Origin of the sequence: Blastococcus sp. CCUG 61487, assembly GCF_005222955.1 — a bacterium.
GTDB lineage: Bacteria > Actinomycetota > Actinomycetes > Mycobacteriales > Geodermatophilaceae > Blastococcus.
Genome location: NZ_LWUA01000240.1, coordinates 1 through 11,056, shown reverse-complemented (window position 1 = coordinate 11,056; position 11,056 = coordinate 1). Strand labels below are relative to the sequence as shown.

At 74.9% G+C, this 11,056-nt stretch carries 10 protein-coding genes; 4 read left to right on the top strand and 6 right to left on the bottom strand.

Annotated features, from left to right (window positions below; translation table 11 throughout):
* A partial coding sequence (locus A6V29_RS13880; protein ID WP_170977872.1) for a cbb3-type cytochrome c oxidase subunit I occupies window positions 1-478 on the top strand: 478 nt, incomplete at its 5' end.
* Window positions 479-562: 84 nt separating this feature from the next.
* Here A6V29_RS13880 and A6V29_RS13875 read toward each other — a convergent pair.
* The 4 genes from A6V29_RS13875 to A6V29_RS13860 form a co-directional block, all read right to left on the bottom strand.
* A complete protein-coding gene (locus tag A6V29_RS13875; RefSeq protein WP_137160839.1) occupies window positions 563-1,090 on the bottom strand; it encodes a regulatory protein RecX in 528 nt (175 codons plus the stop codon).
* A 131-nt stretch (window positions 1,091-1,221) separates the two neighbouring features.
* Window positions 1,222-2,256 carry a recombinase RecA gene (recA, locus tag A6V29_RS13870; RefSeq protein WP_137160838.1) on the bottom strand — a complete coding sequence of 345 codons (1,035 nt, stop codon included), beginning with the start codon at window positions 2,254-2,256 and terminating at the stop codon, window positions 1,222-1,224.
* Between the two features lie 182 nt (window positions 2,257-2,438).
* Window positions 2,439-2,633 (bottom strand): DUF3046 domain-containing protein, encoded by a 195-nt coding sequence (locus tag A6V29_RS13865; protein WP_137160837.1) that lies wholly within the window; start codon window positions 2,631-2,633, stop codon window positions 2,439-2,441.
* A 148-nt stretch (window positions 2,634-2,781) separates the two neighbouring features.
* A complete protein-coding gene (locus A6V29_RS13860) occupies window positions 2,782-4,062 on the bottom strand; it encodes an MFS transporter (protein WP_137160836.1) in 1,281 nt (426 codons plus the stop codon).
* 110 nt (window positions 4,063-4,172) lie between these two features.
* Here A6V29_RS13860 and A6V29_RS13855 point away from each other — a divergent pair, with 110 nt between their 5' ends.
* Together A6V29_RS13855 and A6V29_RS21685 are read left to right on the top strand one after the other, a co-directional pair.
* Window positions 4,173-8,117 carry a DEAD/DEAH box helicase gene (locus A6V29_RS13855; RefSeq protein ID WP_249933226.1) on the top strand — a complete coding sequence of 1,315 codons (3,945 nt, stop codon included), beginning with the start codon at window positions 4,173-4,175 and terminating at the stop codon, window positions 8,115-8,117.
* Complete coding sequence (locus tag A6V29_RS21685; protein WP_249933225.1) at window positions 8,012-8,746, top strand: Lhr family helicase; 735 nt, start codon at window positions 8,012-8,014, stop codon at window positions 8,744-8,746. Before A6V29_RS13855 ends, A6V29_RS21685 begins: the two co-directional genes overlap by 106 nt.
* A 10-nt stretch (window positions 8,747-8,756) precedes the next feature.
* Here the strand turns inward: A6V29_RS21685 and A6V29_RS13850 are convergent, their stop codons facing one another.
* Both A6V29_RS13850 and A6V29_RS13845 read right to left on the bottom strand, forming a co-directional pair.
* Window positions 8,757-8,951, bottom strand: a complete 195-nt coding sequence (locus A6V29_RS13850; RefSeq protein ID WP_137160835.1) for a hypothetical protein — start codon at window positions 8,949-8,951, stop codon at window positions 8,757-8,759.
* Between the two features lie 380 nt (window positions 8,952-9,331).
* Window positions 9,332-10,126 (bottom strand): aminoglycoside 3'-phosphotransferase, encoded by a 795-nt coding sequence (locus A6V29_RS13845; protein ID WP_212719387.1) that lies wholly within the window; start codon window positions 10,124-10,126, stop codon window positions 9,332-9,334.
* Window positions 10,127-10,166: 40 nt separating this feature from the next.
* Here A6V29_RS13845 and A6V29_RS13840 point away from each other — a divergent pair, with 40 nt between their 5' ends.
* A complete protein-coding gene (locus A6V29_RS13840) occupies window positions 10,167-11,024 on the top strand; it encodes a DNA-formamidopyrimidine glycosylase family protein (RefSeq protein ID WP_137160834.1) in 858 nt (285 codons plus the stop codon).
* Window positions 11,025-11,056 lie beyond the last annotated feature (32 nt).

The window sequence follows — 11,056 nt, the reverse complement described above, 5'->3', positions numbered from 1 at the left end:
CAAGCTGCAGTTCTGGCTGACCTTCATCGGCTTCCACGGCACGTTCCTCATCCAGCACTGGCTGGGCAACGAGGGCATGCCGCGCCGGTACGTGGACTACCTGCCGACCGACTCGTTCACCACGCTGAACATGATCTCCACGATCTTCAGCTTCGTGCTGGGCGCCTCGATCATCCCGTTCCTGTACAACATCGTGCGCTCCTGGAAGTACGGGCAGCTCGCCCTGCGCGACGACCCGTGGGGCCACGGCAACTCCCTGGAATGGGCCACCTCCTCCCCGCCGCCGCGACACAACTTCGTGGAGATCCCGCGGATCCGCTCCGAGCGGCCGGCGTTCGAGGCGCACTACCCGCACCTGGTCGAACGGCTCCAGGCCGAAGCCCACTCCGGGCGACGCCACGAGCCCTACGCCGGCGTCAGCGAGATCGGCGGGACCGCAGGTCCCCGGCAGGGCCCGCAGGACCCCGACCCGACGTAAGCACCCACCCGCTGCACGCGAGAGGCCCAGAACCGGCTCGGTTCTGGGCCTCTCGCGTTCACCGGACCCTGCGCCGGGCGCGGGTCATGGCAGGAGAGCGTCCTCGTCGAGGTCGTCGAACCCGGCGACCTCGGCATCGGCCGCGCCGGCGCCGTCGAGCGCCTCGCGGACCACTCCGGCGGCCAGCCCCCCGCCGTAGCCCTTGCGCGCCAGCATGCCCATGAGGCGGCGGGTCGCGGTCGCGCGGTCCAGCCGCTGCATGCTCGGGAGCTTGCGTGCCACGAGCCGGCGCGCCGTCTCCCGCTCGTCGTCGTCGTCGACCGCCAGCACCGCGGTGGCGGCGATCTCGTCGTCCACGCCCTTGGCCCGCAGCTCGGCCTTCAGCGCCCGGCGGGCCAGCCCCCGACCCGACTGCCGGGACCGGACCCAGGCGTCGGCGAACGCCTCGTCGTCGATCAGGCCGACCTCGGTGAGGCGGTCCAGCACCGTCTCCGCGGCGTCCTCGGGCACCTCGCGCTGGTGCAGCAGGTCGGCGAGCTGCTGACGCGTCTTCGGGGAGCCGGTCAGCGCACGGAGGCAGAGGTCGCGGGCGACCGCCTCGGGATCCCTCATCGGGCCGCCCGATGCGCCGTCCGCGCCGTCGGCACCGCTGGCGTCACTCGCCGGCGCCGCCCGCCGCCGCGAACCCCAGGAACTGCTGGGCCCGCGGCGACGAGTACCGGACCGCTCGGTCACCGGGCGACTCAGAAGTCGACCGGGTCGACCGCGGGCGGTGCGTCCAGGGTCGGCCCGATGCCGAGCTTCTCCTTGATCTTCTTCTCGAGCTCGTCGGCGAGGTCGGGGTTGTCCTTCAGGAAGTTGCGCGAGTTCTCCTTGCCCTGCCCGAGCTGGTCGCCCTCGTAGGTGTACCAAGCGCCGGACTTCTTCACGAAGCCCTGCTCGACGCCCACGTCGATGAGCCCGCCCTCGCGGCTGAAACCCTGACCCCAGAGGATGTCGAGCTCGGCCTGCTTGAAGGGGGCGGCCACCTTGTTCTTCACGACCTTGACGCGGGTGCGGCTGCCGACGGCGTCGGTGCCCTGCTTCAGGGTCTCGATGCGGCGGACGTCGAGGCGCACCGACGAGTAGAACTTCAGCGCGCGGCCACCGGTGGTCACCTCGGGCGAGCCGTAGACGACGCCCACCTTCTCGCGCAGCTGGTTGATGAAGATCGCCGTCGTCCCGGAGTTGCTCAGGGCACCGGTGATCTTGCGCAGCGCCTGGCTCATCAGCCGCGCCTGCAGGCCCACGTGGCTGTCACCCATCTCGCCCTCGATCTCGGCGCGCGGCACCAGGGCGGCCACCGAGTCGATGACGATGATGTCGAGCGCGCCGGAGCGGATCAGCATGTCGGCGATCTCGAGCGCCTGCTCACCGGTGTCGGGCTGGCTGACCAGGAGGGCGTCGGTGTCCACGCCGATGGCCCGGGCGTACTCGGGGTCGAGGGCGTGCTCGGCGTCGACGAAGGCGGCGATGCCGCCGGCGGCCTGCGCATTGGCCACGGCGTGCAGCGCGACCGTCGTCTTGCCGGAGGACTCCGGGCCGTAGACCTCGATGACGCGACCGCGCGGCAGGCCGCCGATGCCCAGCGCGATGTCCAGGGCGATGGAGCCCGTCGGGATGACCTTCATGGCCACCTCGGGCGTGTCACCCAGGCGCATGACCGAGCCCTTGCCGAACTGCTTGTCGATCTGGGCGAGGGCCATGTCGAGGGCCTTGTCGCGGTCGAGTGTCGCCATGGTCGTCACCTTCGGTTCGCGGGAAGCGGGTCGGGACCGACGCTAGGACGACCCACCGACAATTCTTCGATCGCGACCGGATCTGTGGAGAGCCGGCCGCCTGTGGATGCCACTGTAGGCCGAACACCTGTTCGACTGCCAGGTTCGACACGCCCACCGTGCCGAGAGTGACGGGAGCGGCGTCAGCGGTCCTTCGGTGGCACGTCGTAGGCCTCGCAGATCGCCAGCCAGACCCGCCGCACCGGCACGCCCGCCTCGATCGCGTCGACGGCGGTGCGGCCGCCGAGGGCCGAGAAGACGTGGTCGCGGGTCATGCTCTGGGCGCGCATCGGCCCGAACCGCTCCTCGAGCCGGGACCAGAACTCCTGCAGACGCACGACCCGACGCTAACGCGTGCCCGCCGCCCGGCCCCGACGCCTAGGCTCGGCGCATGGTCCCCGGCACCGGCTCCGAGACCCTCGACCTCGTCCTGCAGCTCGGCATCGTGCTCGCGCTCGTGGTCCTCCTGGTCCTGCTGATCCGCAACTACCGGGACCGCTGAGGTCGCAGCACCACCGACGCCCACACCACGGCCAGCGGCAGCACCATCGCCGCCGACACCCCGGACACCAGGCCGAACCCGCCCCAGGTCAGCAGCGGGCCGCCCACCACGCCGGCGAGGGCTGCCCCGAGCCCCATGAGCAGGTCGGTGCCGCCCTGGGCGGTCGGCCGCAGTCCGGCGTCCACCGCGCCGGTCACCAGGGTGGAGCCGGCGATGAGCCCGCAGGACCAGCCCAGTCCGAGCAGCAGCAGACCGATCCCGAGCTGCAGGGAGTCCGCGGGGCCGGCGGTCCCGGCGACCGCCGCCGCGGCCAGCAGCAGCCCGCCACCGAGCGCCACCACCATCGGGGCCCCGACCCGGTCGGCGAGCAGGCCGACCAGCGGCGAGAAGAGGTACATGCCCGCGACGTGCACGCTGATGACGACGCCCACCACGCGCAGCACGGCGTCGTCCGCGCCACCGGCGTGCCCCATGTGCACCGGCGTCATGACCATGACGCCGACCATCACGGCATGGGCGACGACGACGCCGACCAGCCCGAGCCGCCCGGTCGGCACCGCCCACACCGCCCGCAACGCGGTCCCGGTCGGCGTGCGAGGCGCCGGCCCGTCGGAGACCCCGCCGAGACGCCGGGCCAGGAGCAGCGGATCGGGGCGGAGCAGGAGCAGGAGGCCGAGCGCCACCACCCCGAAGACCCCCGCCGAGACGACGAACGCGCCGGCCAGTCCGGGCAGACCCAGCGCGGTCCCCAGGCGGGCGCCCGGCGCGGCCAGGTTGGGGCCCAGGACCGAGCCGACGGTGGTCGCCCACACCACGAGCGACAGCGCGCGGCCGCGGTGCTCCGGCGTCGCCAGGTCCGCGGCCGCGTAGCGGGCCTGCAGGCCGCAGGCGGTGGACGCGCCGAACAGGAAGAGCCCGAGCAGCAGCAGGAGCAGCGAGGAGACCGCCGCCGCGGCCACCGTGACCACCGCGCCCAGGACGGCGACGGCGTACCCGACGGCCAGCCCCGCCCGGCGGCCCGACGTGGCGCTGATCCGCGCCAGCGGGACGGCGAGGACCGCGGCACCCAGCACGCCGGCGGTCTGCCCCAGTCCGCCCGCGCTGTCGGTGCCGGCCACGTCGCGTGCGAGCAGGCCCCCGGCGGTGATGCCGACGGTCACGCCGAGTCCGGCGAGGGCGACACCGCCGGAGAGGACCTGCACGGTCCGCCGCTGCACGGCCGCGACGTCGGTACCGGCCGGATCCCCGTCCACCGCCGGTCGCATGCCGGGCAGTCTGCCGCACCCCGGGCCGCGGACGGGACTCCGTTCTCGCTCGGGTGGTCCTGCCCGCATCGACCGGCGAACTGTCGTACCCCGCGGGGACACTGGTGCACGTGTCCGCACTCGACAGGTTCTCGGAGGCCACCCGGGCCTGGTTCACGGGCGCGTTCGAGGGGCCGACGGCCGCCCAGGAGGGCGCCTGGAGCGCGATCAGCAGCGGCGGCCACGCCCTGGTCGTCGCGCCGACCGGCTCGGGCAAGACGCTGGCCGCGTTCCTCTGGTCGCTCGACCGGCTGGCGGCCGTGCCACCGCCGGCCGACGAGCAGCTCCGCTGCCGGGTCCTCTACGTCTCCCCGCTCAAGGCGCTCGCGGTCGACGTCGAGCGCAACCTGCGGGCACCGCTGTCCGGCATCGGCCAGGCCGCCGCGCGGCTCGGGCTCGAGCGCCCGGAGATCCGGGTCGGCATCCGCTCCGGCGACACCCCGGCCGAGGAGCGTCGCGCCTTCACCCGCCGGCCCACCGACATCCTCATCACCACGCCCGAGTCGCTGTTCCTGCTGCTGACCAGCGCCGCCCGCGAGGCGCTGCGCGGCGTCGAGACGGTCATCGTCGACGAGGTGCACGCCGTCGCCGACTCCAAGCGCGGCGCGCACCTCGCCGTCACCCTCGACCGGCTCGACGAGCTGCTGGAGCGCCCCGCCCAGCGGATCGGCCTGTCGGCGACGGTGCGACCGATCGAGGAGGTGGCCACCTACCTCGCCGGAGGCCGGCCGGTGCAGGTCGTGGCGCCGCCGTCGGCCAAGCGGTGGGACCTCTCGGTCGTCGTCCCGGTCGAGGACATGAGCGAGCTGGGCCAGCCCACCGGCGAGCTCGAGGGCTCGGCCGCGGGCAACCAGCCGCGCAGCTCCATCTGGCCCGCGGTCGAGGAACGCGTGCTGGACCTGGTGCAGGCGCACCGCAGCACGATCGTGTTCGCCAACTCGCGGCGGCTGGCCGAGCGGCTGACCAGCCGGCTCAACGAGCTCGCCTACGAGCGCAGCACCGGCGAGCCGGTGCCACCGGGGACCAACGCCGCCGCGCTCATGGCCCAGGCCGGTTCCGGCGGCGGCCTGCCCGAGGCGTTCCAGCCCGTCGCCGCGGCGCACCACGGCTCGGTCTCCCGCGAGCAGCGGGCGATCGTGGAGGAGGCGCTCAAGTCCGGCAGGCTGCCGGCCGTCGTGGCCACGTCCAGCCTGGAGCTGGGCATCGACATGGGCGCCGTCGACCTCGTCGTCCAGGTGGAGTCCCCGCCGACGGTGGCCAGCGGCCTGCAGCGCGTGGGCCGCGCCGGCCACCAGGTCGGGGCGGTCAGCCGCGGCGTGCTCTTCCCGAAGTACCGGGGGGACCTGGTGCAGTGCGCGCTGGTGGCCGAGCGGATGAAGGCCGGCGCGATCGAGTCGGTCCGGTACCTGCGCAACCCGCTCGACGTCCTGGCCCAGCAGATCGTCGCCATCGTCTCCGAGCGACCGCGCACCGTCGACGAGGTCGCCGCGCTCGTCCGGCGCTCGGCCGCGTTCAGCTCCCTGCCCGAGTCGGCACTGCACGGCGTCCTCGACATGCTCGCCGGCCGCTATCCCTCCGACGCCTTCGCGGAGCTGCGGCCCCGGCTGACCTGGGACCGGGTCACAGACACCCTCACCGCCCGCGCCGGCGCGCAGCGGCTGGCGGTCACCAGCGGCGGCACCATCCCCGACCGCGGCCTGTTCGGTGTCTTCCTCGTCGGCGCCGAGGGCACCGGCGGGCGCCGGGTCGGCGAGCTCGACGAGGAGATGGTCTACGAGAGCCGGGTCGGCGACGTCTTCCTGCTCGGCTCCTCCTCCTGGCGGATCGAGGACATCAGCCACGACCGCGTCCTGGTCACGCCCGCGCCCGGGCTGCCCGGCAAGATGCCGTTCTGGCACGGCGATGCCCCCGGGCGCCCGCTCGAGCTGGGCCGGGCGCTCGGCGCGTTCCTCCGCGAGGTCGGGACGGCGACCCCGGAGGCCGGGCTGGAGCGGGCGCGCGCCGCCGGCCTGGACGAGTGGGGCGCGGCCAACCTGCAGGCCTACCTCGCCGAGCAGAAGGCGGCCACCGGCCACCTCCCCGACGACCGCACGCTGCTGGTCGAGCGGTTCCGCGACGAGCTGGGCGACTGGCGGCTGGTCGTCCACTCCCCCTTCGGGGCCCAGGTCAACGCGCCCTGGGCGCTCGTCCTCGCCGCTCGGCTGCGCGAGCGCTACGGGGTCGACGTCGCCTCCATGCACTCCGACGACGGCATCGTGCTGCGGCTGCCCGACACCACCGGTGAGCCGCCGGAGGCCGACCTCGCCGTCCTCGACCCGGACGACGTCGAGCGGGAGGTGACCGCCGAGGTCGGCACCTCGGCGCTGTTCGCCAGCCGCTTCCGGGAGTGCGCGGCCCGCGCGCTGCTGCTCCCCCGCCGGGATCCGCGCCGCCGCACCCCGCTGTGGCAGCAGCGCCAGCGCGCGGCCCAGCTGCTCGCGGTGGCCAGCGAGTTCTCCTCGTTCCCGATCACGCTCGAGGCCGCCCGCGAGGTGCTCCAGGACGTCTACGACGTACCGGGGCTGGTCGAGCTGATGACCGACGTGCGGTCGCGGAAGGTGCGCGTCGTCGACGTGCAGACCGACACCGCCTCCCCGTTCGCGCAGTCGCTGCTGTTCGGCTACGTCGGCCAGTTCCTCTACGAGGGCGACGCCCCCCTCGCCGAGCGGCGGGCGCAGGCGCTGGCGCTGGACACCGGGCTGCTGGCCGAGCTGCTGGGCCGCTCGGAACTGCGCGAGCTGCTCGACGGCGAGGCCATGGCCGAGGTCGAGTCGGAGCTGCAGCGCCTGCCGGCCCAGCGCCACCCCCGGGACGTCGACGGCGCGACCGACCTGCTGCGCGGTGTCGGCGACCTCACCGCGGACGAGACGGCCGCCCGCGGCGTCCCCGCGGAGTGGCTCGACGAGCTGGTCGCCGCCCGGCGGGCCCTGCGGGTGCGGATCGCCGGCGAGGAGCGGTACGTCGCCATCGAGGACGCCGGCCGGCTGCGGGACGCGCTCGGCACCGCGCTGCCGGTGGGCGTGCCGGAGGCCTTCACCGAGCCGGTGCCGGATCCGCTCGGCGACCTCGTCGGCCGATACGCCCGCACGCACGGCCCCTTCCAGCCCGCCGACGTCGCGACCCGGCTCGGGCTCGGCGTCGCGGTCGTCACCGCGACGCTGCAGCGCCTCACCGGCACCGGGCGGCTGGTGTCCGGCGAGTTCCGGCCCGGCGGCACCGGCCAGGAGTGGTGCGACGCCGAGGTGCTGCGCTCCGTGCGCCGCCGGAGCCTCGCGAAGCTGCGCCAGGAGGTGGAGCCGGTCCCGGTCGGCACGCTGGCGCGGTTCACGCCGTCCTGGCAGGGGGTCGGGGGGCGGCTGCGCGGTGTCGACGGCGTGCTGACGGTGGTGGAGCAGCTGGCGGGGGCGCTGGTCCCGGCGAGTGCGCTGGAGACCCTGGTCCTGCCGTCCCGCGTGCGGGAGTACTCCCCCGCGATGCTCGACGAGCTGACCAGCGCCGGGGAGGTGCTGTGGGCCGGTGCAGGAGGCCTGCCCGGCGGCGACGGCTGGGTGAGCCTCGTCCCCGCCGACCTGGCCCCGCTGCTGCTCCCGGAGCCCCTCGAGGTGCCCGGGGAGGGCACCCCGCTGCTGGAGCAGCTCGCCGGTGGTCAGGCGCTGTTCTTCCGCGGCCTCTCCGACCTGCTGGGCGCCACCGACGACGCGGCGATGGCCGACCTCGTCTGGGACCTCGTCTGGGCCGGCGTGCTGACCAACGACACCCTCGCGCCGCTGCGCTCCCGGCTGGGGGGCGGCGGCACGCACCGCAGCAGGCCCAGCGCTCCCCGCGCCCGGTCCGGCTCGCGGCACGGGCGCATGCGGCTCGGCCGCCGGCGATGCCCAGCCGGACGGGGCCGCCCTCGGTCGCCGGCCGGTGGTCGCGGCTGCCCGAGCGAGAGGCGAACGCCACGCGGCGCACGACGGCCCGCGCCGAGGCGCTGATCGAGCGGCACGGCGTGCTGACCCGGGGCGCGGTGATGGCCGAGCAGGTCACCGGCGGGTTCCCGGCGGTCTACCCGGTGCTGCGCGCGTTCGAGGAGAACGGCCGGGCCCGGCGCGGTTACTTCGTCGAGACGTTGGGTGCCGCGCAGTTCGGAACCCCGGGCTCGGTCGACAGGCTGCGCAGCTTCGCCGCTCCGGACCGGCTGCCCGGCGGCGCCGTCGTCCTCGCCGCGACCGACCCGGCGAACGTCTACGGCGCCGCCCTGCCGTGGCCGGAGCGCACCGTCGCCGCCGACGACGCGGCCGTGGACATCGGCGAGGGCACCGGCACGCGGAAGACCGGGCACCGGGGGGGGCGCAAGGCCGGTGCCCTCGTCGTCCTCGTCGACGGCGACCTCGTGCTCTACGTCGAGCGCGGCGGGAAGACCCTGCTGTCGTGGACCGAGGACGAGCAGACGCTGAAGGAGGCGGCCACCGCGCTGTCGGGCGCGGTGTCGGCCGGGGCGCTGGGCCGGATGGTCGTGCAGAAGGCCGACGGCGCCTCGGTGCACGAGTCCACCCCGCTGTCAGCGGCGCTCCAGGCCGCCGGGTTCAGCGCGACCCCGCGGGGGCTCCGGCTGCGCGGTTAGCCGCCGCCCGTCAGTCGTCGTCGTTGCACACCTCGACCTCGAGGCGGCCGTCGTCGATCTCGGCCTCGAAGTCCAGCTCGATGCCGTCGCCCCGGAACTCGACCTCGACCTCGTCGTCGTCCCGGTCGATCTCCACCGCCGTCCAGCCCTCCGCGGGGACCACCTCGCCGAGCACGAGCCGCTCGCCCTCCCGGGTCACCGTCACGGTTCCGGCGTCGGCGACCGCGTAGCGGCCGTCGGCCGCCTCCGGGAGGTCGACGCAGGTGTCGGGGGGCGGGCCGCTGCGCGGCGTCGCCGTCCTGCGTCGGCGACGGCGCGGGGGTGGTCGTCGACTCCGTCGTCTCCGACGACGTCGCGGTGGCGGCGGTGCTGCTGTCCTCGGTTGCGTCGTCGCCTCCGCAGGCCGCGAGGGCGAGCACGGTGAGGGGGGCGAGCAGGAGCGGAGCGATGCGCACGGTGGGACCTCCCGGTAGATGTCATCCTGACTGCACGACACGGTGCCGGGCCAGGGTGAGACGGCCATGGCCCGGCGATGAGCCCTCTCTCATCATCTGCCCGGGCGGCGAGACCCACCTCCGGAGCGCGTCACGGCCCGACATCCCACAGCAGCCGGTAGAACGCCGTCCGCTCCGCGTCCGGCTCGACCCCGTAGGCGTCCAGCAGATGCGGTTCCCAACCCGGTCCGAAGTTCCATTCCGTGCTCCAGGTCGCGATCGCCAGGTCCGCCCAGCGATCGGCCACCCCCAGCGAGCCGAGATCGACGTGCCCGGACCACTCCCCGTCATCGGTGAGCAGGGTGTTCGGCGCGCAGGCGTCCCCATGGCAGACGACGAGCCGGTCCACGTCCGGGACGTCGGCCAGCCGGGCCCGCACGTCCGCCGGCGCGAGCCCGGCGTGCACCGCGTGCCACCGCGCCGGTCGCCACGTCCCCATCGCATCGAGCGCCTCGGAGACGCGGGTGGCCGCTGTCCAGCCGAACGGGCAGCCCTCCACCGGCAGTGCGTCGTGCAGCGCGCGGAGGCCGGCACCCACCCCTCGGACAGCTCTCCGTGGATCGGCCAACCACACGGGGTCCACGGCACTGCGCCCCGGGAGCCCCCGGGTCAGCAACCAGGTGCCCCCGTCGTCCGCGCCGTGGTCCAGGACCGGCGGTACCGGGTGGAACCGTGCCGCCCAGCGCAGCCGCTCCACCTCGTCCTCCAGTCGCACGCCGCTGCCCGCAGGTGCCCACTTCACGAAGCGGCGGTCCGGTCCGTCACCGATCCGCCAGGTGAGGCCGCCGAGCTCGTTGCGCCAGACCGGCACCAGCGACGCGGCGCCGGCGAGCGCGGCGACGGCCGTCGGGAACCTCACCGGCTCCCGGGGCGCTCCAGCGATCACGCGGCCCACCCTGGCACGCCGGACGGGGGATCATGGTCGGGTGCCCGAGGGAGACACCGTCTGGTTGGCGGCCAAGCGGATGAACCAGGCGCTGGCCGGGGCCACCCTCCGCCGCGGCGAGTTCCGCCTGCCGCAGCTGGCCGCGCTCGACCTCGCCGGCATCACCGTGCGCGAGGTCGTCCCGCGCGGCAAGCACCTGCTCGTCCGGCTGGCCGACGAGCGGACCCTGCGCACCCACTTCCGGATGGACGGCAGCTGGCACATCTACCGCCCCGGCACGCGGTGGCGGGGCGGTCCCGGGTACGACGTCCGCGTCGTCCTCGCCACCGACGAGTGGGAGTGCGTCGGCTACCGGCTGCACGACGTCGAGATCGTCCCGACCGCCGACGAGGACCGGCTGGTCGGCCACCTGGGCCCCGACGTCCTCGGGCCGGACTGGGACCTCGACGAGGCGCTGCGCCGGCTCCGCGCGCACCCCGACGAGCAGATCGGGGTGGCGCTGCTCGACCAGCGCAACCTGGCCGGCCCGGGCAACCTCTACAAGGTCGAGGCGCTGTTCCTCTGCGGCGTGCATCCCTGGGCCCGCGTCGGCGACGTGGACGATGTCCTCGAGCGCCTGGTCACGCGGGTCCGGACGCTGATGCTCGCCAACCGCGACCACCCCGAGCAGAGCACGACCGGCGACCTGCGCCGCGGCCAGGACCACTGGGTCTACGGCCGCAAGGACAAGCCCTGCCGCCGCTGCGGGACGCCGATCCTGCGCGGCGACCAGGGCCCCACGACGCAGGAGCGGGTCACCTACTGGTGCCCGCGCTGCCAGGCGGCGCACTCCCCCGTCGACCCGCTCGCCCGGACCGGCGAGCCGGGCCGGCCGCGGCCGCTGGCGACGCCCGGCTGACCCGGCCGGGCGCCGGATCAGGCCGGGTCGGG